Origin of the sequence: Methylocella sp. CPCC 101449, assembly GCF_031921685.1 — a bacterium.
GTDB lineage: Bacteria > Pseudomonadota > Alphaproteobacteria > Rhizobiales > Beijerinckiaceae > Terripilifer.
The window spans coordinates 1,115,042-1,138,561 of sequence record NZ_JAPDHU010000001.1 but is presented as its reverse complement, the minus strand read 5'-3'; the positions used below and the strand labels follow the sequence as shown (position 1 = coordinate 1,138,561).

Here is a 23,520-nt window from a genome sequence, read left to right as displayed (position 1 = left end):
GTGTTTTCAAGCGAGGTGGATACCGGTTCGCGTGAAGAAAACGCGTCAAAACTTCGGGTCTTAAAACTCCGCGTGCGCGCGCATCGAGAACACGGAGGCCGGTCCGCGCGCGGTGTTATAGGCCGGGTTGGAGATGAACTGATAGTCGAAGGTCACGGTCGCCCAATTGTTCACCTTCACCGAATAGAACGTCTCGAGAATTTTCTCGGTGCCATAGTTGAGACGACCGTCGCCGATCAGCAGGCCATAACCGCCGGCGGCGAGAAAGTTCTGATGCGCCTTCGACAGGCCGTTGATCGCGCCGCCGATGCCGATCCGGTCATCCGGCCGTCCCCATGCCGTGCCCTTGATCGAGAAGCCGGCGGAGACGCTACGATCGATATCGGTGAACGACAGGATTTCCGAACGCCCGTCGTTCCAGCTTCCGCGCGCGAAGAAGCCGATGTTGTCGGTGACTTCCTGTTCGAGATTGGCGTAGACGCCGTATTTGTCGCGGTTGCGCCGGGTGTTCGCCGTCACGTCGTTGATGTCGAACGCCGGATTGAGCGCCGCGATGCCGACGACCTGATTGTAGTCGGCGGTGCGGCCGCGCGTCAGGAAGGCACCAAGACGCAGTTTGCCCGGCCTGTCGAAGAGCGTGTAGCGCCCTTCGAACTCGACGGCGCCGCCAGCCCCGCCCTTGAATACGAGGTCGTCACTGTTGGGCTGCTGCGGCACCTGGAAGAAGCCCGCGCGCACCGCCCAATCCTTGCGGTTCAATTCAACCACTGCGCCACGGGTGAGGCCGGGCAGATCGGCGGGGAAATCGTAAGCCGCCGATGACCACATCGACCAGTTCATGAAATCGGCGCGCGGATCCTTGGCATAGCTGTTGCCGTCGAAGAAATCGCCGACGGCGAAACGCCCGACGATCACCGTGATGCGGTCGATGTCGCGTTTGCCGGGCAATTGCAGCGGGCCGTCCTCGACCTCTTCCTGTTCGCCGCCGAGGCCAAAGGTTTGGCGCAGGTAATAGCGCTGCGGGCGAATCTTCGCGTAGACGGCACCACCTTTCTGCGCCTCGCCATTGGGAAAGCCGGCGATGCCGAGGGTGGAATTCAGGCCGAAACCCTGCGCCAGTTCCGGATTGAAATAGAACTCGCCACCATTCCACAGCCGCACGCCGAGAAAGGCGCTTGCGGTCCAGGTTTCGCGGCCAAGGCCGACGGCGGGAAGGCTGTTCTGGCCGGCATAAGCCGAGCGGATGCGCGGATAGGCCTGCATGATGAACGTGGTCTGGCCGTGCACGTTCCAATCGGGCGAAGCTTCAACCGGCGGTGTACTGGTGTCGCCGAATTGGTAGTTGAGACCGAACTTCACCGCATGAACCTGCGGCCGCACCGTCGGAAAGGCGACACCGCCGACGCGATAGGTCTGATTGCCGAGATCCGTGTAGCTATATTCGAGCCGGGCGCTCCACGGGCCGTTGAGCGCCATTTCGACGCCAGCACCCGCCGTCCAGCCGAGATGCCAGAGGTGATTGTCGGAGATCACATTGCCATCGGGAACGGTGACGATGTCGAGCTTGGAACGCCCGTAGGCAAGACCGCCAGTCACATAGGGCAGGAACGGACCGAAGGCATAGCCGAGGCGGCCGCGCAGCGTGCCCATCACGTCGAGGGTCGTGTGATAGGACGTCGGCTTGACGCGTGTCTGGTCCGCCGGGCTCGGGAAGGTCAGGTCCGCTTCCGCGCCAATCACCCAGTTATTGGGGAGCTGCACGTTGTAGCCGGCCTGCACGCCGCCAACCAAACCCGTCACGGTCGGCGGTCCGATGACCGCCTGGTTCGGCACGGCATTGACGTTCTTGCCGAGGCTGCCGCCGCCATAGCCGAAATGGCCGCCGATGTAGAAACCATTCCAGCGCGTCGGCGCGGGCGGTGGTTTGGGCCTGGATGCATCGATATCCGCCGCCTGCGCCTTGGAGAGCGGCGCGATCGCCAGCAGCAGGGAGATGCCGAGGCCCAGGCGACGCCAGGCACGGTCCGCTGGAACGAAGGAAGCGGTGATGAGTTTGCGATGCATGCTGAAACCTTAGGCGCATTGTACCGTGCTACACAGAATGTAGCCTAGGATACATTTCCCCATTACACAGCCGTCGCCGAAAGCGCAAGAGACCGTCATGCGGACCACAATACGGACCGAAACGCAGGTTGGAACGGCGACGAGGCGGAACGCTGCCGGGGCAGTGTGCCGACGCCCGGTCGATAACAGCGCAGGATGGGGCGAGACAGTGTCTTTAAGGGTGGTGCTCCTATACGAGAGTATAGGCCGGTTCAGGCGGCCGTTTCGTCCGTGCGCAGGGCGAGCAGCGCGACGAGGATCAGCAGGCTGAGCGCGATTGAAACCGCCAGCGCGCCAAGCCCCCACCATTCGATCATTACGCCGAAGGTCACGGGCGCGAATGCCTGAACCAGACGTGCGGGGATGCTCAAAAGTCCTTGCCGGAAACCGTAGCGATAGGGGCCGAAGATCGCCAGCGGCAAGGTGCCTTTCGCCGTCGTTAGAATGCCGTTGCCGAAGCCATGCAGCACGGTGCAAGGAATGGCGGCGATAGGTCCCAAGGTCAACAAAGCAACGGCCGCAAGGGGATGACCGAGCGCGGCGATGCGCGCCGAGAACATCGGATGCAAATGGCGTGTGAAGCCATATTCCATCAGCCGCGCCAACACTTGCGCCGGGCCAACGAGCGCCGAGGCGAAGATCGCCGCCGTCGCTGAGACACCGGCGATCTGCAACAGGCTCGGCAGATGCGAGGCCATCGCCGTGGTGATGAACCAGACCGCGGTGAAGACGAAAGCCAGCAGCGCCATGCGTCGCTCGCGCAATCGCGGTTCGTTCTTCTGCGCATCGTGATCGATGGCTGCTTCTCGCGTGTGATCGGGACGGGTGTTGCGCACGCCGCGCGGTGCGAACAGAAGATGCAATCCCAAGCCCAGCGTCATATGCAGCGCCGCCCAGACGAGGCAGGCGAAGCGCCATCCATATTCGGCTTCCATCCAGGCGGTCGCTGGCCAGCTCACCGTGCTGGCCAGGCCGCCGAGCACGCTCACCATGACGATCGGTCCGCGCGCCGCCTGGCCATAAACGCCAGCGAGCGCGGCGAAAATGGTTTCGTAAAGACCGATGGTGATGCCGACGCCGAGAACGCACCAGGCGAGGAACAGCATGATCACGCCATGACTATAGGCAAGCAGCAGCAGGCCGACGGCGAAGACCGCGTTGGAAAAACACAGAATGCCGAAGCCGCCATAGCGGTCGACCCAGCGTCCAGCAGCCGGGCTCAGCACAGCCGAGACGAACAGTGCGACGGAGAAAGCGCCGAAGAACCAGGTCAGCGGCAGGTTCAGATCGCGCGACACCGGCGCGGCGATAATCGCTGGCAGGTAATAGCTTGATCCCCAGGCCAGCATTTGCGTGCCGCCGAGGATGATGGAGGAAACGGTGCGCCTGCGCAGGTCTGCCGGCGATGTTTCCTCGTTCACGTTTCTATCCTTGCGCCGCGAACTATCTGAGGACGGGCGGCGGCAGGTCTTCGCCGGGCGTGGGAACGGCCGTGCGCTTCGGGCGTGGCCGCGTCGGCGCGCGCTTCTCGGTGGAATCGTCGTCGCGCTCGAAAGTCGCCGGATTGAGCTTGGCGCGCAGTGCTACCGCCCAGGCTTCGGTGACGCGCGAGGCGCAGAAGCCGTGTACGTCTTCGCGCTCGTAATCGGCACAGCGCTCGGCGCGGCGCGAGGAAAAGCCGGCCTGTTCTGCGGCGACGGTCTTCACCATCGCCTTGTCATGGCCTTGCGCGGCGAGCAGGGCGCGGAAATTGCTGCGCGCATTGCTCTCGGCCTTGCTGCGGACCTTTTCGATTTCGCGCGCTTCGTTGGGCCCGAGCGAATTGCCGGGCGGTCCCCAAACGCCGGCGACATAGCCGCGGCAATCGGCTTGCTTGAATTCACAGACGCCGCCGAGCGGCGAACTGGTGGTAGCATCGCCGACATTCACCTGAATGGCGCCGTCCATCACGTCGAAGGTGAAGGGACAGCTCTCGATCGCCACGTCATAACGCCGCAGACCGTCGTGCCGGCCGGAACGTTGCACCGTGAAGGGGCCGCCGGCCACTTCGATCTGGCAGGCTTCGCCGCGCCGCGACAATTGCTCGCCGGCGATCACCAGGCTTTTCAGGGACAGCGCGCCGTCCTTGCGTTCGAATACCATCTGGCCCTGGCGGCCGTTGAGGCGCAGCGACCGATTGACGATCGTATCTTCCGAGGGGGAGCGGACGGCGACCGGCGTCGAGTTGCGTGGGCCGTCGCCACCACTGCGCGGCGCGCCCGACGAGGCGGCGCCCGATCCGCCTACCGGCGTTGGCGCGCCGGTCGCGCCCGGCAATTGCAATTGTGCCGCGGCCGGAAGCGTCCCGGCGGACAAAAGAGCGAGAGCGAGGGCGAAACGGCGCATGCAGAGTCCAAAAGCCGGCCAAGCGCCGGCAAAATCCTAAACTAGGGCGATGACGTTAAGGCATTCTGATTTTTGATGCGAGTCGGCGCAAGAAAGCCGATCGCGCCTCCGTAGAAACGCGGTCCGGGCCGAAATTTCCGATTTGGGCGTCTGGGACGGGACTATTTGACTTTGGCCGGCAGGATTTGGCCGGAGGCCTCGCCGAAGCCAATGCGATAGCCGTCGCCCTGGGCGTAGCCGCGCAGGGTCACGGTATCGCCATCCTCCAGGAAGGTGCGGGTGCCGCCTTCGACCAGTTCGATCGGCTCCTTGCCGCCCCACGACAGTTCCAGCATCGAACCGTAGCTGCCCTTGTCCGGGCCGCTGATCGTGCCGGAGCCGATCAGGTCGCCGACCGACATCGAGCAGCCCGACGACGAATGATGCGCCAACTGCTGCGCGCTCGACCAATACATATATTTGAAATTCGACACGCTGATGATCGTGCCACGCGTTGCATTGGCCGGTTTCAATTCCACTTCGAGGCGGATGTCGTAATTGTGCGGCTTGTCTTGACGCAGATAGGGCAGGGGCTCCGGATCCTGTTTCGGGCCATGTACCGCGAAAGGTTCCAGCGCCTCTTTCGTCACGATCCAGGCGCCGAGCGTCGAGGCGAAGGCTTTGCCTTGGAATGGGCCGAGCGGCACATATTCCCACTGCTGGATGTCGCGCGCACTCCAGTCGTTGAACAGCGCGAAGCCGAAGATCGAATATTGCGCTTCGTCCACATCCATGATGTGGCCCATTTCCGTGGCACGGCCCACGATGGCGCCCATTTCCAATTCGATATCGAGACGCTTGCTGGGCCCGAAGGTCGGCATGCTCTCGCCTGCCGCCTTGAGCTGGCCTTGCGGGCGGATCACCGGCGTGCCGCTGACGACGACCGTGCTGGCGCGGCCGTTGTAACCGATGGGAATGTGCAACCAGTTCTCCTGCAGCGCATTGTCCTTGCCGCGAAACATTGTGCCGACATTGGTGGCGTGCTCGCGCGATGAATAGAAATCGGTATAGCCCGGTACATCCACCGGCCGATGCAGCTTCACATTCTTCATCGGAATGAGCGCGCGTTTCGCCAGCGCTTCATTGTCGCGCAGGGTCGGTGAGTCATGGCGCAGGAGTTCGCTGATCTTGCGCCGCACCGTGCCGATGCCATAAGCGCCGTTCGCCATCAGCGCATTGATGGAACCGGTGCGGAATACCGGCTTGGCGGAGACGCGCGGCAACAGGCCGGCATCTTCCATCATGCCGAGGTCGAGCACGTGATCGCCGATCGCCACCGCCACCCGCAGCCGCCGGTCGTCTTGGGTGGAAATCACGCCATAAGGCAGGTTCTGAATCGGAAAATCGCTGTCCGCCGCGACTTCGACAAAAGAACGCAGGGACGGATCATTGGGATGCATGAACGCTCTTCCTTGGATGTTTCAGCCGATTTTGGCGTTGGGATGGATATGTTGATCCGCTTCTAGCAAAGCTCCGGCAGTCGCGACAGTCCATGCGCGACCGGGCGGCGGACACGCCCGTGTCACGCGATTGTTGCTGGCGCAGCAGGCAGCCTGACGTTACCATTCGATCATGATGTTGCATCTGAAAACAAAGACTTGGCTGATCGGAACAGTCTTGTTTGCCGTCTTGGCCTCTGCCTTGGGCACCGCCACGGCGCGCGCCGACGGCGCTTCGCCCTGGGTGACGGGGCCTAATTCACGCGCCCGGCTGGTCTCGGCCGGCCCGCTTGTCGAGGGCGCCTATCGGGCGGGGGTCGAAATCAAGCTCGAAGGTCAGGCTTTGACCTATTGGCGCATGCCGGGCGAAGCCGGCGTGCCGCCGACTTTCGATTTTTCCAAATCGGTCAATCTCGCCGCCGCCGATGTCGCTTATCCTGCTCCCTTCCGTCTTGAGGAAGCGGGCCAGGAAGCCTTCGGTTATCGTCATGACGTGGTCTTTCCCATCCGCATCAAACCGCTGGATCCAGCCCGTCCGGTGCAGCTCGATCTGCATTTGAACTATGCGGCCTGCGAAAAAATCTGCATCCCGGCGGAAGCCGATCTACGCATCACGCTGGCCCCCAGCGCGCCGGCCTCGACGCATGCGCAAAAGATCGCCAGTTATACGGCGCAGGTGCCCAAGCAGCTCAACGATGGCGAACCGCCCGTCGCCACGCTCGCGCCGATCGAGGGACAGAAACGCAAATGGTCCGTCCGTTTCGAGCCATCGCTTGGCGCCGAAAGCGATCTGTTCGTCGAAGGGCCGGACGGCTGGTTTTTCGACACCAAGCGTAAGGATCAGAACTTTGAGATGATTCTCGCGCAAAAGCCGAAAAACGCGGCGCTGCCGGTGCGCGTCGTGCTGACCTATCGCGACGGCACACGTGCATTTGAGCGCGCGATCCATCTCGACGCCGCCGCTTCTACCCCTTAGGCAAATCGTGTTTCGAACGAAACGCGATTTGCCTAGGATATTTGTTTTGACGCGTCTTTGTGGCGTTTGATGTTTCCATCAAACTGCAAAACGCTATAGAAGATGGCCTGGCCCTGGCCTTAAACCCTCAGTCCCGGCTGAAAAACCCGAATAGGGAGAGTATGATGATTAAAGTAGGCGACCATCTGCCGAACGCGACGTTCACGGTCATGACCGCGGAAGGGCCCAAGCCCAAGACCACCGACGACATTTTCAAGGGCAAGAAGGTCGTTCTTTTCGCCGTGCCGGGCGCCTTCACGCCGACTTGCAGCAACAACCACCTGCCGGGCTTCCGCGACAAGGCCGATGCCATCAAGGGCAAGGGCGTCGATTCCATCGCCGTCGTCTCCGTCAACGACGCTTTCGTGATGGGCGCTTGGGCCGAGCAATCCGGCGCCAAGGGCAAGATCGAATTTCTCGCTGACGGCAGCGGCAAATTCGCCAAGGATATCGGTCTCGAGCTCGATCTCACCGAGCGCGGCCTGGGCGTGCGTTCGCGCCGCTATTCCATGTTGGTCGATGACGGTGTCGTGCGCACGCTGAACATTGAAGAAGGCGCTGGCGCGGAGGCTTCCGGCGCCGACAACATGCTCAAGCAGCTCTAATCTGGAGCAAATTGCGTTTCGACAGAAACGCAATTTTGCTTGGCGATTTCGTCAAACGCAAAACGCCATAAGCTCGATTTATAAGCTGTAGCTTTAGATCTATGATCCGGGCGTGGCTTGACACCGTGCCTGGATCGCGGACGGTTAACGTGATGGCAAGCGCCTTGCTTGCGGGAGCAATCAAAAAAATCACGGGAAATCGTTCATGATGCGTATGGTGTCGACGGCTGCGGCCGCATGCATGCTGAGTTCGGCGGTGATGGCGCAGGAAGCGCCGAGCGCAACCGCGAATTCTTGGCCGCAACAGCCGGTGAAAGTCGTCGTCGCCGCCGCCGCCGGCGGCCCGATCGACGTGTTCGGCCGCGTCATGGCCGAGCGGATGGGCCAGCTTCTCGGTCAGCAGGTCTATGTCGAGAACGTGCCCGGTGCCGGCGGCATGGTCGGCGGCCAGTCCGTCGCGCGCGCAAAGCCCGATGGCTATAGCGCGATCCTCGGCACGATCGCCACGCACACCCATTCGCAAAATCTCTACAAGGCGCCGCTCTACAATTCCGCCACCGATTTCGCGCCCGTCGGCCTCATCGCCGAAATTCCGCTGGTGCTGATCACCCGCAAGGATCTGCCGGCCGATTCGCTGAAGGATTTCGCCGCCTATGCCAAGGCCAATGCCGCCAAGATGAACTACGGTTCGGCGGGCACCGGCTCGGCCACGCATCTGGGCTGCGCGCTGCTCAACAACGCCATCGGCGTCAACATCCAGCACGTGCCCTATCGCGGCACCGCGCCGGCCATGCAGGATTTGATTGCCGGCCGCATCGATTATCTCTGCGAGATCGTCGTCACCGCGAAGCCGCAGATCGATGCCGGCACGGTGAAAGCCATCGCCACTCTGTCGGGCACGCGGTCGTCGGTTCTGCCGAATTTGCCGACCGCCAAGGAAAGCGGCTTCCCCAATACGGAGGCCGACACCTGGGCAGGCCTGTTCTTCCCGAAAGGCACGTCGCCGGTCATCGTCGAGAAAATGAATGCGGCGATGATCAAGGCCATGGAGACGCCCGACGTGAAGGCGAAACTCGAAACCCTCGGCGCCACCATCGTCGTGCCGGGGCGGCGCACGCCCGCCTATCTCGCCCAGTTCGTTAAGGACGACATCGTCAAATGGGCGGTGCCGGTGAAGGCGAGCGGCATTCAGCCGGAATAAGCCTGTGATTCTCGCCGGCAAGAGCCTGACGGGAACGCTCTGATCTGGCTGGCGAATTTTCCGCTCTGTAAATTCGCCCGCCAGGCTGTTAAATAAAGGCCGCCCCTTGAGGGGCGTGCCGGCCGTTGCCGGCCTGGAGATGCCGGTCATGCGTTGGGAAGATTTTCGCCAGTCCGACAATATCGATGACCGCCGTGGCGACGGCGGTGGAGGCGGCGGTTTCGGCCTGCCGATTCCTGGCGGTGGCGGCGGTCTCGGCATCGGCACCATCATCATTCTCGGCCTGATCGGCTGGGCTGTCGGCATCGACCCCCGCATTCTCATCGGCGGCGCTGAAATGTTCAGCCGCACCACCGGCGGCGGCTACAGCCAGCCGCAGCAGCAGAGCCAGCGTCAGTCCGGTCCGCCGACCGATCAGATGGGCCGTTTCGTCTCCGCCGTCGTCGCGATGAACGAGGACGTGTGGAAAGAGGTTCTGCCGCAGCAGAAGGGCATTCAGTTCAAGCCCGCATCGCTGGTGATCTTCGATGGTCAGACGCGCTCGGCCTGCGGCGCCGCGCAATCGGCGATGGGCCCGTTCTATTGCCCGATCGATCAGAAAATGTATCTCGACACGTCGTTCTTCAACGACATGAAGCGCAAGCTCGGTGGCGGCGGCGATTTCGCCTATGCCTATGTCATCTCGCACGAGATGGGCCATCACATCGAAAACCTGCTCGGCATTCTGCCGCGCGTGCAGCAGGCGCAGCAGCGTGCCTCGAGCCAGGCGGAAGCCAATGGTCTTTCGGTGCGCGTCGAACTGATGGCCGATTGCTTGGCCGGCGTGTGGGCCTATCACGCCAATCAGAAATGGAAGATTCTCGAAGACGGCGATATCCAGAAGGCGATCAATACGGCGACCGCCATCGGTGACGACCGTCTGCAACAGGCCGGCCGCGGCCGCGTCGTGCCCGACAGCTTCACCCACGGCTCGTCGGAACAGCGCGTGCGCTGGCTGCAGAACGGCCTGCAAAGCGGCTCGGTCGATTCCTGCAACACCTTCGCGCGTTGAGAGCGCCTCATGCCGGGCCTCGATGATAAAAGGCCTTTCGTGGCGCTGAAGATCGCGGTTTTGACCGTGTCGGACACGCGCGTTCTGGCCGATGACAAATCGGGCGACACCTTGGCCGCTCGCATCGCCCAGGCCGGGCATGAACTGGCCGATCGGGCAATCGTTCCCGATGACGTCGAAAAGATTCGTGCCCGCGTCCGCGCCTGGATCGCCGATCCGGCTATCGATGTGGTGATCGCCACCGGCGGCACCGGCTTCACCGGCCGCGACGTGACGCCGGAAGCGCTTGAGCCATTATTTGAAAAGCGGATGGACGGTTTCTCGACCGTCTTCCATCGCATTTCCTACGACAAAATTGGTACGTCGACGGTGCAGTCGCGGGCCACCGCTGGTGTCGCGGGCGCGACCTTCATCTTCGTCCTGCCCGGTTCGCCGGGCGCCTGCAAGGATGCCTGGGACGGCATTCTCGTGCATCAGCTCGACTACCGCTACATGCCGTGCAACTTCGTCGAGATCATGCCGCGTCTCGACGAGCATCTGCGCAGAGGTAAGAGTTAAAGCTCCAAACGCGACGGATTTTTAGCGCCGGCGCGCCACCCGCGCCGTGCGCGCGGCGGCTTCCGCCCGGCAGATCGCGGCGAGCGACTGATACATCGTGCCCTGCATCTTGCCATAGCGCGCGTTGCAACGCGCCTGCGCCGCGCGATAGGCGCGATAGCGCTGTTTGCTGATGCGGCGGCTGAACCGTGCCTCGCATTTGTTGACGACCTTCTGCGCCAATTGCACATCGGCACTTGAGCCGAAGGCGCAGGCTTTCAGCAAGCGCACCGAGGCGCCGCAGGTCGGTGCCGCCAGCAAGGTCTTCTCGATGGCGTCGGCGCCTTGCGCCGGGCAATCGATAGGCGCGCTCGCGGGCGCTGGTGTTGCCGCGGGCTTCGCGGTGGCGGGCGACGTTTTGGGAGAACTTTGCGCCAAGGCGCTGCCGCCGCCGGTAAACAAAGCGGCGCAAAGAGCGGCAGTGAAGATCAACTTCAACGACATGGATCCCCTCATTCTCAGTCGACACGCCTTGCCCTGGTGCGCATGGTCCGTTTCGGTCCCACTTGCCGCGCCCAGGCGCTGAAACTCGCGACGCTGGCCTTCGAACCGCTGGTCTGCATCAACCTGTCCCTTTCTGCCACGATTCCGGCGAGCGGCGCCAGAAAGGGCAGGGTGCGGTGCAGGGTTGTCGCCGGCCGCTCCAGGAGGCGGGTCGGGCGCAAGGATGTTTCCCAGGCTAGGTCCGAGAGTTCGTCATAAAAGCCGCTTTCCGGCGCAAAGCCTGCCTGCAAGGCGAGCACGCGCTGTTCGCGGGCTATTTTCAACGCGCCTTGCACGGCGTCCAGCCACTTCTCGGTCACGATAAATTCACAGCCGGCGTGGTCGGCGATGCGCGCCAGATCCTTGACGTCCTCAGCGGATTGGCCCGTGGCGGCCATCACCACGTCGCGGACGATGCCCGAAATGGCGCCTGGCACCAGGGCCGCCAAAGTCCGGGCGACGGCTTCGGGCGAGGCCGAACCGTGAACAGCCGGATCGCATGTCGTAACGATGACAGAAAACATACGGTCCTTAGGTGTCAGATTGCAGTGCAATAATCCGGTTCCTCAACACGATTGTCCACAGGCTCGTTGACGCGAATCTAAATGTTCTCTATTTGTTCTTTCGGGGACGTCGAATTGCGGAGCCTGTGTATGTTGAGCGTCGAGACCGCAGCGCGGACCGCTGCGACCGTCCCCCCGTCCCAGAGTGCCAAATCGGCTCAAAAACAGAGCCTTGGCAATAATGCGCGCTATGGTGAAAGACAGGCGCCGCCGACCGAAACCGTCGAAAGCGCCGTCGCGGAAGACCGTCGGCGCGGTCGCGGCGCGGTGACCAATGCCAGCGGCCGCTACGAGCCGCATGCGCGTGTCGCCGAGGATGACGGCTGGGACAGTCTCGGTTCGCTCGAGGCGTTTCAGACCCAGGTTTCCTACGAGAAGCCGCGCACAGTCATCACCCGCAACGATTCCCCGGATCTCTCCTTCGACCGGTCGATTAATCCATATCGCGGCTGCGAGCATGGCTGCGTCTATTGTTTCGCCCGGCCGACCCACGCCTATATGGGCCTGTCGCCGGGGCTCGATTTCGAGACGCGCCTCTTCGTCAAGGACGGCGTGGCGCAGGCGCTGGAGCGCGAATTGTCGGCGCCGAATTATCAGCCGAAAACCATCGCCATCGGCACCAATACCGATCCCTATCAGCCCATCGAGCGGCAGCATCGCAACATGCGCGCCATTCTCGAAGTGCTGTCGCGCGCCAATCATCCAGTCGGCATCGTCACCAAATCGGCTCTGGTCACGCGCGATATCGACATCCTCGCGCCGATGGCCGAGAAAGGCCTCGCCAAGGTCGCCATTTCGGTCACGTCGCTCGATGGCAAGCTGTCGCGCCTGATGGAGCCGCGCGCCGCGCAGCCGCAGAAGCGGCTCGATGCTTTAAGAGAATTGAGTGCCGCCGGCATTCCTACCGCCGCTCTGGTCGCGCCGATCATCCCGGCCATCAACGATCATGAGATCGAAGCCATTCTCGATCGCGTGCAGGCGGCGGGCGCGCGCAGCGCCGGCTATGTGATGCTGCGCCTGCCGCTCGAAGTGGAGAATATTTTCGGCGAATGGCTTCTCACCCATTTCCCGGCGAAATATCGTCACGTCATGTCGCTGGTGCGCGGCATGCGTGGCGGCAAGGCTTATGATTCGAGTTTCGGCCAGCGCATGAAAGGCACGGGCGCCTATGCCTGGCTCACGGGTCGTCGCTTCGAGATCGCCGCCGCCAAACTCGGCCTCAATGCATCGCGCGCCAAATTGCGTTGCGATCTGTTCAAACCGCCGCTGCGCGGGCCGGAACAGTTGATGCTGTTGTGATGCCCGCCTCTCGTCCCGCCTTCGGCGTTTTATAGCCGCAATCGCTGCGCAGAAAGCGCTGCGCACGAGAGCATGGTTTGAACATGCTCTCGTGCGCGTGTGCGGTGATTGCAAGCGATTGGAGAGATTGAATGGCGGCCTTGATCACGAGACGTGGCTTTGCCCAAACCCTGCCCGTGGCCGCAACGGCGCTGACGTTTTCGATACCGGCCTTCGCTCAATCAAGCGCTTCTTCAAATACTTCTTCAGGTGCGTCCTGGGCCGCGCAGCTCACGACGCAATTCAGACACATCGAACGTGACAGCAAGGGCCGTCTCGGTGTTTTCGTGCTCGATACGCAAAGGGATCGATCTGTCGGCTATCGGCAGAGCGAGCGCTTTCCCATGTGCAGCACGTTCAAGCTGGTTCTGGCCGCCGCCGTCTTGAAACGCGTCGATCAGGGCAAGGAAAAGCTCGATCGTCCTATTCCCGTTAAAGCGAGCGACATCGTTCCCAATTCGCCGGGCACCGAGAAGAAGGTCGGCGACAGTATGACATTGGCGGAGCTCTGCGCGGCGACGACCACCCTGTCGGACAATGCGGCGGCCAATCTGATTCTGGCGACGCTCGGCGGCCCGAAAGGCATGACGGCTTTCGCGCGCTCGATCGGCGACAAGGTCTTCCGTCTCGATCGTATCGAACCGATGATGAGCAATGCGACGCCGCATGATCTGCGCGATACCACCACGCCGCAGGCCATGGCCGAGACCGTTCAGAAACTCGTTCTCGGCGATGTCCTGTCGGATGCTTCGCGCGCGCAGCTCACCGCCTGGCTCGTCGGCAATAAGACGGGCGATACGCGGTTGCGCGCCGGCGTGCCGGGCGATTGGCGTGTCGGCGACAAGACCGGCGCGGGCGGGCACGGCACGACCAATGATGTCGGTCTGTTCTGGGCGCCGCAGCGCAAGCCCATTATCGTCAGTGTCTATCTCACCGGCAGCAGGGCGACGTCGGACGAGCGCAATGCCGCGATCGCCGCCGTCGCCCGTGCCGTGGCCATCGATGCCAGGGTATAAGATCTAAACCTTGATCCAGCCGGCGCGTGCCGCGAGATAAGCGAGGATCAGCACCACGATGGTGAGGCCGATCCAGGTGAGTGGAGACAGGCTGCCGCCGGCAAAGCGCCCGTTGCGCGCTTTGCTCAAGCCGGCATAGCTCTGGCCGGTGGTGCCGGTGCCCACTTCCGGCCCGCGCCCGTCGAGGGTCGCCTGCGCCAGATGGCGATAGGTGGCGAGCCGGCGCGGCGTCGATTCGCCGATGATATAAGCGGCGAGTTCCGCCTCGTCGGGCTCGCGGTTCTTGAGCCGGGCGAACGACACGAGCCAGTCGTGCTTGTTCTGCTTATAGATGGAATAGGCGACGAGACCGACGATATCGGCGTCCCCGCTGACGAGGCTCGCGAAGACATTGTTGCGCTCGGCATCGCTGTCGGCGGCGGCCGCCGCCGAGGCCTTCGCCAGGTCGAAGCTGGCGCCACCAGGCAGTTTCGCGCCCTCCTTGTCCACAGTCATAGACGTGTCGCTCATGGTCTGCTCCCGAGCCCTGTTGTATCCCTTAAGGGATTTTTAATGAAACCGGCCCGCCAGCACAATCGCCGCGGCCGGACGGAAGCGCAGAACGCCCCTTATGGTTTATCGGTCGCAGGCCCTCGCTGACGTCATCGACCAGGAACCGGCCGAACGAACCCTGCCGGAAGCCCCCCACTTTAACCACGAACGGGCCCTGTTGGCGCGCGGGCTACGCTTTATCGCCGGGGTCGACGAGGTCGGCCGTGGGCCACTTTGCGGCCCGGTGGTCGCCGCCGCCGTGATCCTCGACCCGCAGCTGCTGCCCGAGGGCGTCACCGATTCCAAACAGCTCGATGCCGACGAACGGCAGAATGCCTTCGATCAGGTGATGCAGCGGGCGGTGGCGGTGGGCATCGGCATGGCCTCGGCGGCGGAGATCGACACGATCAATATTCGCCAGGCGACCCATACCGCTATGCGCCGTGCGTTGGCCGCTTTGTCGGTCGCGCCGGCTTTCGCTTTGATCGATGGCAATGATTGCCCGAAAAATCTGCGGTGCGAGGCGTCGACCTTGATCAAGGGCGATGCCATCTCGCTGTCGATTGCCGCAGCATCCGTCATCGCCAAGGTGACACGCGATCGGCTGATGCACCGCATGGGCGAGTGGCATCCGCAATATGGATTCGCCGATCATGTCGGCTATCCGACGAAGCGCCATCGCGAAGCAATCGCCGCGCACGGGCCTTGTGCTTTTCATCGCCTCAGCTTCGGGTCGTTGAAGGGATAAAGGCGCGTTTGCGCGCCAATCCCGTAACCCGCTGTTAAGATTGCTGTGGCAGCCGCGCGAATTTCCTTAATAAATCAACGCGTTTTTTAAGAAAAACGTGCGGAAAAAAGACACCATGTTTTGACGCCCCTAAACGCGGCTTTTACTCGCTGTCGGCCATAGTCGCCCCGTCAGTAAGAGTAACCGGTGTCAGTGTTCACATGAGTATCGCGCGCGCCGGATTGGCCGGCTCGAAACTTCGGATTCAGGTCTCGCGTACCGGAGTTTCGACCCGGCGACCGGCGGCGTCTGCGGCATTAGTTCAGCCGCAGTCGCTGCCTCTCAATCAGATCCTCGTTGGCGATTGCATCGCCGAGATCAATCGGCTGCCAGCCGAGAGTGTCGATCTCGTCTTCGCCGATCCGCCCTACAATCTTCAGCTCGAAGGCGCGCTGTCGCGTCCCGATCAGAGCGTCGTCGATGCGGTCGATGACGATTGGGATAAGTTCGCCAGCTTCGCCGATTACGATCGTTTCACGCGCGAATGGCTCGATGCGGTGCGCCGCGTCATGAAGCCCGATGCGACGATCTTCGTCATCGGCTCCTATCACAACATTTTCCGCGTCGGCACGATCCTGCAGGACAAGGGCTTCTGGATTCTCAACGACATCGTCTGGCGCAAAGCCAATCCGATGCCGAACTTCCGCGGCCGCCGCTTCACCAATGCCCATGAAACGATGATCTGGGCGTCGCGCGATGCGCAGGCCAAGTCCTACACGTTCAATTACGATGCGCTGAAGGCCGGTAACGAAGACCTTCAGGTGCGCTCCGACTGGTTCTTCCCGATCTGCACCGGCGCGGAGCGTCTGAAAGACGAGAGCGGCCGCAAGACCCATCCGACGCAAAAGCCCGAAGCGCTGCTGGCGCGCATCATCATGGCGACATCGAAGCCAGGTGACGTGGTGCTCGATCCCTTCTTCGGCTCCGGCACGACTGGCGCCGTGGCGCGCCGGCTCGGCCGCTCCTTCATCGGCACCGAACGCGATCCTGTCTATGCCAAGGCCGCGCGTGCCCGTATCGCCGCCATCGAACCGTTGACCGCCGATGCCATTGCCGCGCCGCCGGCCAAGCGCAGCGAACCACGTGTGGCTTTCGCCAGCGTCGTCGAAGCCGGTCTCATCAACGCCGGTGAAACACTCACCGACGATCGCCGCCGCTTCAAGGCCGTGGTACGCGCCGATGGCTCGCTATTGATGTCGGGCATCGTCGCTTCGATCCACAAGGCTGGCGCTCTGGCGCAAGGCTTGCCGGCTTGCAACGGCTGGGTGTTCTGGAACGTCGAGCGCAACGGCAAGCTTACGTCGATCGACGAAATGCGCGGCACCATTCGCGCGCAGATGAAAGACGCGGCTGAATAATCAATTCAGCCCGCGTATTTCTCCGCCGCGCGCCGCATCACGGCCTGCGCGTCTGCCCAAAGCTCCTCGACAATGCGCGCGGCCGGTCCCGGTCGCGCCAGTTTGATGGCTTGTCCGGCCCACAGCGACAGCACGTCCGGCGAGCCGGCCTTGGTGGCCGCCGCGCGCAATTCCTGAGTCAGCGCATTCTGGATCGGATAGGGCGCGATCTCGTCCTCGATCGGGCGCATCGTCGCCATGAATTCATTGTCGATGCCGCGCGCATAGCGGCCGGAAATGGCGCGCGTCAGGCGCGTCGGATCGTCGGGCGCGGTCTCGATCGCCTTGCGCCAGGGCGCCGACACGGTGACTTCTTCGGACAGCAGAAAGGCGCTGCCTAACTGCACCGCGACGGCACCAAGCGCCAAAGCGGCGGCGACGCCGGCGCCATCCATAATGCCGCCGGCAGCGATGACAGGCAGATTCACCGCCTGGCGGATTGTCGGCACCAAAGCCATCGTGCCGATGGAGGATTCGGGCATGGATTTGAGAAACGTGCCGCGATGTCCGCCAGCTTCGATGCCCTGCGCGCAAATCGCATCGGCGCCGATCTCGGCCCAGTGACGCGCTTCGGCCACCGTCGTGGCGGTGCCGATGAGGTAGGTGCCGCGCGCTTTCAACGCGCGCGCTTGGTCGCGCGTCAAAGCGCCGAAGGTGAAGGAGGCGGCGGGCGGCGCGGCTTCGACAAGTGCCGCGAATTGCGGCGCGAAGGCCTGCGCCCAGGAATTGGGAATGGATTGCGCCGGCAGGCCGTAGCGTTCGCGCCACGGCGCGAGCCGCGCCATGGCCTCCGCCACCATGGCCGGCGGCGGATCGACGGGATCGAGCACGAAGAGATTGACGGCGAAAGGCTGGTCCGTCGCCGCGCGAATGGCCTTCACGCCATTGAGTATCTGGTCGGGCGCCGAGCCTGCGGCCGCATAGGAGCCCATCGCGCCGGTTTTCGACACCGCGATAGCGATCGCCTCGGTGGTCGCGCCCAGCATCGGCGCCTGAATGATGGGGATGCTGAGTTTGTCGAACATGTCAGCCGTCTCACGCAAAACCAGGGATTGGGCCGGCACTACACTGCATGTGGAGGCGGGTGGCAATGCGACTTCAAGCCAAAACGAATCCATGAACGCAGTGCGGTTATGCGTCCGGCGTAACGTTCTGCTGTATGCGTTTAAGGAGCCGAATAAGGAACACCGTTTCGTCGGCACTGAAATCGCGCAAAGCGGTTTTCTGAAGCGCGATAGCATCGGGAATCGAGGCTTCGGCCAGAGTGATTCCGTCCGGCGTTATTTCGACGACAATACCGCGCGCATCTTCCTCGCTCGGTCGGCGGAGAACGAGTTGACGCTGTTCGAGATCGGCCAGGGTGCGCGACAAGGTCGGCGGTTCGAGGCCGGTAAGATGCAGCAATTCGCGCACCCGCAGCGCGTGCGATTTGTGCAACGTCGCCAGAATGCGCCAGCCGGCCAGCGTCACGTCGTATGACTTCAGCGTCGGCTGGAACAGGGGCAGAATTGCCAAGGTCGCTCGATTCAGGAGATAGGGCACGAACTGGCTGAAATCGAAATCAGCCACCTCAGAATTAAGCCCATCTGGAATTTTATTGTCCAGCTTCTCTGTGTCCGCAAGGTCGTTCGACATAGCTTTATCTATCTGTAATAGAGTTATTTTGTGCCGTTAAGGTCGAGTTTAGTCTTTTTATTTGCTCTAATAAGCTTGCGAAATCTAATTCCATATGGAATCATATTTCCAGTTCGGTCGCGGTGCAAGCGGCAACGCGTGGCCTGGGAGGGCTGCATCGCGGCGGTGTGAACCTGTGGGAGGGTTGGAGTCATGTGGCCGAAGAACTGTTGGTACATTGCCGGTTTCGCGCAAGAGGTCGGCCAGAAATTGCTGGCCCGCAAGCTCCTCAATCAGGCGGTGATTCTGTGGCGCACGGCGGAGAACAAACTGGTCGCCATGGAGGATCGCTGCCCGCATCGCCTGGTGCCGCTGTCGATGGGCGAACTGGTCGAGGATCAGGTGCAATGCGGCTATCACGGCCTGCGCTTCAATGCGCAAGGCGCCTGCACCCACGTGCCCGGTCAGGATAATTTGCCGAAGGCCGCGCAGGTCAAACTGTTTCGGGTCGTCGAGCGGCATGCGCTGGTGTGGATCTGGCTCGGGGCGGCGGAGCTTGCCGATGAATCTCTGATTCCCGACATGCATTGGCTTGATGCGCCCGGCTGGACACCGACCACTGGCTATCATCACATGAAAGCCGATTATCGGTTGCTCACCGACAATCTGCTCGACCTGTCCCATGAGACTTATGTGCATCGGGAAACCATCGGCAATTCGGCTGTCGCTGATTCGCCTGTCGTCACCAGCGTCGAGGGCGGCCTCATCGTGCGCGCGCATCGCGAAATGCCGAACATCGATCCGCCGCCATTCTTCTCGCTGATGCTCAATCACACCGGCAAGATCAATCGCTGGCAGATCGCCGTCTTCATGCCGCCGGGCATGAATATGACCGATGTCGGCGCGCATCCGGTCGGTACGGATCGCGAGAAGGCAGCCATCTTCCGCGTGTTGCATCTGCTGACGCCGGAGACCGAACATTCGACCCATTATTTCTGGGCCGTATGCCGCAACTTCCGTCTCGATGACGCACCGCTTGGCGAGGGTTTGAAGAAAGCGATCATTCACACCTTCGACGAAGATCAGCGCATTCTCGAAGTCCAGGATCGTTGTTTGCAGGAAGAAGGCATGCCGTCGATCCCGCAAGCGGCGGTGAAAGTCGACATCGCGCCGGTGCAGGGGCGTCGTTTGCTCAATGACGTCATCAAGCGCGAGCAGGAAAATCCCAGCGCGGTGATTCGCCCGCTCCTCATGGCCGATGATGCGAAGGTGGCGCAGCCGCCGGCGATGGCTGCGGAATAAGAGAAGAAACTGGATTGCTTTGCTTCACGCGCAGTGACGAAGCAATCCAGCCTGTCGATGCAACTCAAAACAGGCGCCCTCGTAGAACTACGTGATCGTCAGCCTGCCTTGCATTTTTGAGAGTTCACGTTTGCAAATTGAGCAACGCGCGCGCTCGTTCTCGTAACCTCACATCACGCGCGCAGCTGCATGATTCAGTCGTTGCGAGCAACCGCAAGAAGCGATGTATGCGGCGCACATTCCAGCTCCCTCACCCCGTGCTCAACGGCTAACAATAACAGTTGGCTGGCCTGCGTATCGCGCGCGAAGAAGAAGCCGCGCTGATTCAATGCAAACACTGTCTTCTTCGCTCCAAGCTTTGACGGAACTCTACGCACGCGCCCTTCGCATTTCAGCAATGGCTACGAATTAGGCACTGTGTTCTCATTCCTCGTGATTGTCGCCTGGCCGCGCAAGACAATCGAACTTATCCTGTGGGGGGATGAATGAGGGTCCTGGAAGGCTTAGCGCTCGCTTCGAGCGGCGCTATATTATTGTCGTCCGTCACGAGCCAGGCGGCGGATCTGCCATCTCGTAAATCAGCGCCAGCCGATTATGTTCGCGTCTGCGACACTTACGGCACGGGCTTCTATTGGATTCCCGGCACCGACACCTGTCTGAAGGTCGGCGGCCGTGTCCGTTACGATATGTCTTACGTGCCGGCGAAGAATGCCGTCGTTCATCGCTCCACCGTGGGTAATGGCCTTGCTGCCGGCACCTTCGTCTCCGCCAATGGCGTAGATACGATCGGCGACAATCTGCGCGCCAGCGTCACCATGGACGCGCGCACGCAAACCGCCTGGGGCACGTTGCAGACCGCGATGAGCATTCGCGTGTCCGGTCTCTCGGGCATCATGAATGCGCCGCCCGGTTATCCGAACGGCTTCTTCGCTTCGGGTAACGGCCCAGGCACTGGCATCGAATTCGCCTATATCCGCTTTGCCGGCTTCACCGCCGGTATCGCCCTCATGAACTCTCTCTTCTTGAGAGACACGCCGCTCTTGTCGTCATCGGCAGGCGACGGTCATCCGCCCTTCGTGCCGCAGCTCACCTATACCGCCACCTTCGGCAGCGGTTTCTCGGCGACCTTTGGTATCGAGGACCGCACGCGGCCGATCTCCATGACAACAGGCACATTGGGCGCCAATCCGTTCACCGCCACGGCGGCGACGGCCGGGCCGAACGCGACGCGTCTGCCGGCGCTGGTCGGTTCGTTCCAGGTCGATCAATCCTGGGGCGCCGCCAAGATCGCCGGCGTCGTCGTGCGCAACTCGGCGACATTCGGTAACCTGCCGCTCGCCGTTGTCGGTAATAATGGCAAGCAGATCAGCGCCACCGGCTGGGCGGTGACCGCCGGCCTGCGCGTCAACCTGCCGATGCTGGCGGCGGGCGATAAGTTCGAAATCGCCGCCGGCTATAGCGTCGGTGCTCAGGAATATGTCTGGTCCAGCGGCGCCAATGGCGACTGGTTCGACGTGGCCGCTTTCATGGGTGGCTTTCTGCGCGCCGATCGCAACTTCACCATCTATTGCGTGAACGCGGCGTGCAGCGTTGGCGGCGGCGAGCAGCTCAAGGTCTTCCACGCGATGGCCGTGTTCACGCACTATTGGACACCGACCTTGCGCACGCATCTCTATGCGGCCTATTCGCATCTCACGCCGGGTCGCGTCGGTCAGGCGACGGCCTGGCAGGAGGGCGGGTTGTCGAAGGCCTCCATCTGGCAAGGCTGGGCGCAGCTCGTCTGGTCACCGGTGCAGAACTTCAACATTATTTCCGAAGTCACCTATGCGCGCTTGAACCAGAGCCTGCCGCTGTCGGTTCCTGTCGGCCTGGGAACGCTTGCAGCGATCAGCCCCAACAATTGGGGAGCCCGCATGCGCATCGTGCGCTCCTTTTAGAGGCTTGGCCTCAGTCGCGTTGATCAGCCGCCAGCCATCGCGCAGGAGTCTTGAAAAACAAGAGTCTTGAAAAACCGAAGTCTCTAAAAACTACGGCGCCTTCGGGCGCCGTAGTGTTATGGGGAAGATGATCGATCAGTAGTAGTCGCGATGACGCCAGCCGTCGCGATAGCCACCGTAATAACCGCCATAATAAGGACGGCCGTAATAGGGCCGGGAATAGCCGTAGCTATAAGTGGTGCCGGCATAAACCGGGCCGTAGCCATATCCATAGCCGTAGCGCGGTCCGTCTGGCGTGCAGCCGGCGAGCGCGATCCCGCCCACGACGACGGCCAGGACAACTCCGAGCGATTTGATCCGCGACATCGCGACCTCCTGAGTAAACGCACGGCCAAGGTGAGCTTCCCGCCATGAATGCCTGATGAATGCAGGGGATGGTCGACGCATCGGCGATCCGGCAATGATGCCAAGGGTTAATGCCTCCACAAAAACGCCGCTTTCCGACCCGCCGATGCCGTGCAATGGTTTGTTGTTCCAGCTCCGAGCATGAGAGATGAAACAGTTTCTGCTTGCCGCGGTCATGATGACCTGTTGCTCCGCGCTCGCATCGGCGCAGGGGCCGGCGCGTGCCGCCGTGGAGCGAGCCGCCAAGCCCATCGTCATCCAGCCCAACACGATGGCCGTTCGCGCCACGGTGGATTCCTTCATTCTGCCGGTGAAGGGTGGCTGGTTCCGCGAGGTGAAGGGCCAGGTCCATGTCGATCTGGAACGGCCCGAGCGCAGCCGTTTTGCGGTCACCGTCAACACCCGCGCCTTCGATGCCGGCGGTCCGCGCTACAACGCCTTTCTGAGCGGTCCCGCCATCCTCAATGTGGCGCAATATCCTGAGATGACGTTCGTATCGCGCGCCATGACCCGTATCGATGAGCGCCGCGTGCGCTTCGACGGCAACCTGACCCTGCGCGGTGTCACCCGGCCGTTGTCGGTGGTTGCCACGATTGCGCCAGACGATCGGCCCGGACAGGCCCGATTTACCGCCCGGGGCCGGATCAACCGCCTCGAATTTGGCATTGATAAGGGTTATCCGTTGATCACGGCGATGGTCGATTTCGTGCTGACCACGCAACCTCCCGCTGAATAGGACAGGTGATGGCTTCAAAACTCGAGCAACTCAAGGCGATGACCACCATTGTTGCGGATACCGGCGACATGGAGTCGATTCGCGCCTTTCAGCCGACTGACTGCACCACCAATCCAACCTTAATTCTGAAGGCCGCCCAGATGCCGGCCTATGCCCATCTCGTCGACGAGGCGATCGCCTGGGGCGCGCGCTCCGGCCGCAAGACCGGCGAAGTGACCGATCGTCTGGCCGTCAGCTTCGGCACCGAACTGTCGAAGATCGTGCCTGGCCGCGTCTCGACTGAGGTCGATGCGGATCTGTCTTTCGATGTCGAAGCGATGGTTGCCAAGGCGCGGTCGTTGATCGCCGATTATGCCGCGCGCGGCGTCGGCAAGGAGCGCATCCTGATCAAGCTTGCCTCCACCTGGGAAGGCATCCGCGCCTGCGAAATTCTGCAGCGCGACGGCATCGACTGCAACATGACCTTGCTGTTCTCGCTCACCCAGGCGGCGGCCTGCGCCGATGCCGGGGCCTTTCTGATCTCGCCCTTCGTCGGCCGCATTCTCGATTGGCACGTCAAGGCGACGGGCCAGACCTTCACCGCCGAGACCGATCCCGGCGTGCTCTCCGTGCGCAACATCTACGCCTATTACAAAGCGCACGGTGTGAAGACCGTGGTGATGGGCGCGTCCTTCCGCAACATCGGCGAGATCGAGGCTTTGGCCGGCTGCGATCGTCTCACCATTTCGCCGCAACTGCTGGAAGAGCTGCGCAAGAGCGAAGGCCCGCTGCCGCGCAAGCTCGATCCGGCAGCCGTGAAGAATGCGCCGGCACGCATGAAGCTCGATGAAAAGACTTTCCGCTTCCAGTTCAACGAAGATGCGATGGCGACCGAGAAGCTCTCGGAAGGCATCCGCCTCTTCGCCAAGGATCTGCGCGCGCTGCGCGAACTGGTTGAGACCCGGCTGAAGGCTGCGGCTTAAAAAAGTAAAACCCG

The 23,520-nt window shown here is 62.2% G+C and carries 23 protein-coding genes; 13 read left to right on the top strand and 10 right to left on the bottom strand.

The window, feature by feature from the left end; all coding sequences use genetic code 11:
- Positions 1-60: 60 nt before the first annotated feature.
- The 4 genes from OIM99_RS05150 to fahA form a co-directional block, all read right to left on the bottom strand.
- Positions 61-2,064 (bottom strand): carbohydrate porin, encoded by a 2,004-nt coding sequence (locus OIM99_RS05150; protein ID WP_311849256.1) that lies wholly within the window; start codon positions 2,062-2,064, stop codon positions 61-63.
- Positions 2,065-2,315: 251 nt separating this feature from the next.
- Entirely contained in the window at positions 2,316-3,524 is a 1,209-nt protein-coding gene (locus OIM99_RS05145) for an MFS transporter (protein ID WP_311849255.1), read from the bottom strand.
- Between the two features lie 22 nt (positions 3,525-3,546).
- Positions 3,547-4,488, bottom strand: coding sequence for a hypothetical protein (locus OIM99_RS05140; protein WP_311849254.1), 942 nt, complete (start codon positions 4,486-4,488; stop codon positions 3,547-3,549).
- Positions 4,489-4,649: 161 nt separating this feature from the next.
- Positions 4,650-5,927: a fumarylacetoacetase gene (gene fahA / locus OIM99_RS05135; RefSeq protein ID WP_311849253.1), complete on the bottom strand. Its 1,278-nt coding sequence runs from the start codon at positions 5,925-5,927 to the stop codon at positions 4,650-4,652.
- 217 nt (positions 5,928-6,144) lie between these two features.
- Between fahA and OIM99_RS05130 the strand changes: the two genes are divergently transcribed.
- The 5 genes from OIM99_RS05130 to moaB all read left to right on the top strand — a co-directional run bounded on the left by OIM99_RS05130 (position 6,145) and on the right by moaB (position 10,396).
- Positions 6,145-6,942, top strand: coding sequence for a protein-disulfide reductase DsbD domain-containing protein (locus OIM99_RS05130; protein ID WP_311849252.1), 798 nt, complete (start codon positions 6,145-6,147; stop codon positions 6,940-6,942).
- Positions 6,943-7,103: 161 nt separating this feature from the next.
- The gene (locus OIM99_RS05125) at positions 7,104-7,586 is read left to right on the top strand and encodes a peroxiredoxin (RefSeq protein ID WP_311849251.1); all 483 of its coding nucleotides are present in this window, start codon (positions 7,104-7,106) and stop codon (positions 7,584-7,586) included.
- Positions 7,587-7,791: 205 nt separating this feature from the next.
- On the top strand, positions 7,792-8,787 hold the full coding sequence (locus tag OIM99_RS05120; RefSeq protein WP_311849250.1) for a tripartite tricarboxylate transporter substrate-binding protein: 996 nt from the start codon (positions 7,792-7,794) through the stop codon (positions 8,785-8,787).
- Between the two features lie 148 nt (positions 8,788-8,935).
- Entirely contained in the window at positions 8,936-9,838 is a 903-nt protein-coding gene (locus tag OIM99_RS05115) for a neutral zinc metallopeptidase (protein WP_311849249.1), read from the top strand.
- 9 nt (positions 9,839-9,847) lie between these two features.
- Positions 9,848-10,396, top strand: coding sequence for a molybdenum cofactor biosynthesis protein B (moaB, locus tag OIM99_RS05110; protein WP_311849248.1), 549 nt, complete (start codon positions 9,848-9,850; stop codon positions 10,394-10,396).
- Positions 10,397-10,417: 21 nt separating this feature from the next.
- Here the strand turns inward: moaB and OIM99_RS05105 are convergent, their stop codons facing one another.
- Positions 10,418-10,879 carry a hypothetical protein gene (locus OIM99_RS05105; RefSeq protein ID WP_311849247.1) on the bottom strand — a complete coding sequence of 154 codons (462 nt, stop codon included), beginning with the start codon at positions 10,877-10,879 and terminating at the stop codon, positions 10,418-10,420.
- Positions 10,880-10,893: 14 nt separating this feature from the next.
- Positions 10,894-11,442 carry a hypothetical protein gene (locus OIM99_RS05100; protein WP_311849246.1) on the bottom strand — a complete coding sequence of 183 codons (549 nt, stop codon included), beginning with the start codon at positions 11,440-11,442 and terminating at the stop codon, positions 10,894-10,896.
- 129 nt (positions 11,443-11,571) lie between these two features.
- Here OIM99_RS05100 and OIM99_RS05095 point away from each other — a divergent pair, with 129 nt between their 5' ends.
- Positions 11,572-12,780 carry a PA0069 family radical SAM protein gene (locus tag OIM99_RS05095; protein WP_311849245.1) on the top strand — a complete coding sequence of 403 codons (1,209 nt, stop codon included), beginning with the start codon at positions 11,572-11,574 and terminating at the stop codon, positions 12,778-12,780.
- A 131-nt stretch (positions 12,781-12,911) separates the two neighbouring features.
- A complete protein-coding gene (bla, locus tag OIM99_RS05090; protein ID WP_311849244.1) occupies positions 12,912-13,835 on the top strand; it encodes a class A beta-lactamase in 924 nt (307 codons plus the stop codon).
- 3 nt (positions 13,836-13,838) lie between these two features.
- Here the strand turns inward: bla and OIM99_RS05085 are convergent, their stop codons facing one another.
- Positions 13,839-14,345, bottom strand: a complete 507-nt coding sequence (locus OIM99_RS05085) for a hypothetical protein (protein WP_311849243.1) — start codon at positions 14,343-14,345, stop codon at positions 13,839-13,841.
- A 100-nt stretch (positions 14,346-14,445) separates the two neighbouring features.
- Between OIM99_RS05085 and OIM99_RS05080 the strand changes: the two genes are divergently transcribed.
- Together OIM99_RS05080 and OIM99_RS05075 are read left to right on the top strand one after the other, a co-directional pair.
- The gene (locus OIM99_RS05080) at positions 14,446-15,114 is read left to right on the top strand and encodes a ribonuclease HII (RefSeq protein WP_311849242.1); all 669 of its coding nucleotides are present in this window, start codon (positions 14,446-14,448) and stop codon (positions 15,112-15,114) included.
- A 200-nt stretch (positions 15,115-15,314) separates the two neighbouring features.
- Positions 15,315-16,511 carry a site-specific DNA-methyltransferase gene (locus OIM99_RS05075; protein ID WP_311849241.1) on the top strand — a complete coding sequence of 399 codons (1,197 nt, stop codon included), beginning with the start codon at positions 15,315-15,317 and terminating at the stop codon, positions 16,509-16,511.
- Positions 16,512-16,516: 5 nt separating this feature from the next.
- Here the strand turns inward: OIM99_RS05075 and OIM99_RS05070 are convergent, their stop codons facing one another.
- Both OIM99_RS05070 and OIM99_RS05065 read right to left on the bottom strand, forming a co-directional pair.
- Positions 16,517-17,575, bottom strand: a complete 1,059-nt coding sequence (locus OIM99_RS05070) for a DUF561 domain-containing protein (RefSeq protein ID WP_311849240.1) — start codon at positions 17,573-17,575, stop codon at positions 16,517-16,519.
- Between the two features lie 106 nt (positions 17,576-17,681).
- Positions 17,682-18,185 carry a MarR family transcriptional regulator gene (locus OIM99_RS05065; RefSeq protein ID WP_311849239.1) on the bottom strand — a complete coding sequence of 168 codons (504 nt, stop codon included), beginning with the start codon at positions 18,183-18,185 and terminating at the stop codon, positions 17,682-17,684.
- 192 nt (positions 18,186-18,377) lie between these two features.
- Here OIM99_RS05065 and OIM99_RS05060 point away from each other — a divergent pair, with 192 nt between their 5' ends.
- Complete coding sequence (locus OIM99_RS05060; protein ID WP_311849238.1) at positions 18,378-19,466, top strand: aromatic ring-hydroxylating dioxygenase subunit alpha; 1,089 nt, start codon at positions 18,378-18,380, stop codon at positions 19,464-19,466.
- 485 nt (positions 19,467-19,951) lie between these two features.
- The gene (locus tag OIM99_RS05055) at positions 19,952-21,403 is read left to right on the top strand and encodes a porin (RefSeq protein ID WP_311849237.1); all 1,452 of its coding nucleotides are present in this window, start codon (positions 19,952-19,954) and stop codon (positions 21,401-21,403) included.
- Positions 21,404-21,538: 135 nt separating this feature from the next.
- Here the strand turns inward: OIM99_RS05055 and OIM99_RS05050 are convergent, their stop codons facing one another.
- On the bottom strand, positions 21,539-21,769 hold the full coding sequence (locus OIM99_RS05050; protein ID WP_311849236.1) for a hypothetical protein: 231 nt from the start codon (positions 21,767-21,769) through the stop codon (positions 21,539-21,541).
- 187 nt (positions 21,770-21,956) lie between these two features.
- On the opposite strand from OIM99_RS05050, the gene OIM99_RS05045 reads away from it, so the two are divergent.
- Entirely contained in the window at positions 21,957-22,544 is a 588-nt protein-coding gene (locus OIM99_RS05045; protein WP_311849235.1) for a YceI family protein, read from the top strand.
- Positions 22,545-22,552: 8 nt separating this feature from the next.
- On the top strand, positions 22,553-23,506 hold the full coding sequence (tal, locus tag OIM99_RS05040) for a transaldolase (protein ID WP_311849234.1): 954 nt from the start codon (positions 22,553-22,555) through the stop codon (positions 23,504-23,506).
- Positions 23,507-23,520: the final 14 nt, after the last annotated feature.

What these genes read in the sequence shown, in the direction of transcription:
- OIM99_RS05150 (WP_311849256.1), bottom strand. Translation starts at nt 2,064, where the DNA reads ATGCATCGCAAACTCATCACCGCTTCCTTCGTTCCAGCGGACCGTGCC.
- OIM99_RS05140 (WP_311849254.1), bottom strand. Translation starts at nt 4,488, where the DNA reads ATGCGCCGTTTCGCCCTCGCTCTCGCTCTTTTGTCCGCCGGGACGCTT.
- fahA (WP_311849253.1), bottom strand. Translation starts at nt 5,927, where the DNA reads ATGCATCCCAATGATCCGTCCCTGCGTTCTTTTGTCGAAGTCGCGGCG.
- OIM99_RS05125 (WP_311849251.1), top strand. Translation starts at nt 7,104, where the DNA reads ATGATGATTAAAGTAGGCGACCATCTGCCGAACGCGACGTTCACGGTC.
- OIM99_RS05120 (WP_311849250.1), top strand. Translation starts at nt 7,792, where the DNA reads ATGATGCGTATGGTGTCGACGGCTGCGGCCGCATGCATGCTGAGTTCG.
- OIM99_RS05115 (WP_311849249.1), top strand. Translation starts at nt 8,936, where the DNA reads ATGCGTTGGGAAGATTTTCGCCAGTCCGACAATATCGATGACCGCCGT.
- moaB (WP_311849248.1), top strand. Translation starts at nt 9,848, where the DNA reads ATGCCGGGCCTCGATGATAAAAGGCCTTTCGTGGCGCTGAAGATCGCG.
- OIM99_RS05105 (WP_311849247.1), bottom strand. Translation starts at nt 10,879, where the DNA reads ATGTCGTTGAAGTTGATCTTCACTGCCGCTCTTTGCGCCGCTTTGTTT.
- OIM99_RS05100 (WP_311849246.1), bottom strand. Translation starts at nt 11,442, where the DNA reads ATGTTTTCTGTCATCGTTACGACATGCGATCCGGCTGTTCACGGTTCG.
- OIM99_RS05095 (WP_311849245.1), top strand. Translation starts at nt 11,572, where the DNA reads ATGTTGAGCGTCGAGACCGCAGCGCGGACCGCTGCGACCGTCCCCCCG.
- bla (WP_311849244.1), top strand. Translation starts at nt 12,912, where the DNA reads ATGGCGGCCTTGATCACGAGACGTGGCTTTGCCCAAACCCTGCCCGTG.
- OIM99_RS05085 (WP_311849243.1), bottom strand. Translation starts at nt 14,345, where the DNA reads ATGAGCGACACGTCTATGACTGTGGACAAGGAGGGCGCGAAACTGCCT.
- OIM99_RS05080 (WP_311849242.1), top strand. Translation starts at nt 14,446, where the DNA reads ATGGTTTATCGGTCGCAGGCCCTCGCTGACGTCATCGACCAGGAACCG.
- OIM99_RS05075 (WP_311849241.1), top strand. Translation starts at nt 15,315, where the DNA reads ATGAGTATCGCGCGCGCCGGATTGGCCGGCTCGAAACTTCGGATTCAG.
- OIM99_RS05070 (WP_311849240.1), bottom strand. Translation starts at nt 17,575, where the DNA reads ATGTTCGACAAACTCAGCATCCCCATCATTCAGGCGCCGATGCTGGGC.
- OIM99_RS05065 (WP_311849239.1), bottom strand. Translation starts at nt 18,185, where the DNA reads ATGTCGAACGACCTTGCGGACACAGAGAAGCTGGACAATAAAATTCCA.
- OIM99_RS05060 (WP_311849238.1), top strand. Translation starts at nt 18,378, where the DNA reads ATGTGGCCGAAGAACTGTTGGTACATTGCCGGTTTCGCGCAAGAGGTC.
- OIM99_RS05055 (WP_311849237.1), top strand. Translation starts at nt 19,952, where the DNA reads ATGAGGGTCCTGGAAGGCTTAGCGCTCGCTTCGAGCGGCGCTATATTA.
- OIM99_RS05050 (WP_311849236.1), bottom strand. Translation starts at nt 21,769, where the DNA reads ATGTCGCGGATCAAATCGCTCGGAGTTGTCCTGGCCGTCGTCGTGGGC.
- OIM99_RS05045 (WP_311849235.1), top strand. Translation starts at nt 21,957, where the DNA reads ATGAAACAGTTTCTGCTTGCCGCGGTCATGATGACCTGTTGCTCCGCG.
- tal (WP_311849234.1), top strand. Translation starts at nt 22,553, where the DNA reads ATGGCTTCAAAACTCGAGCAACTCAAGGCGATGACCACCATTGTTGCG.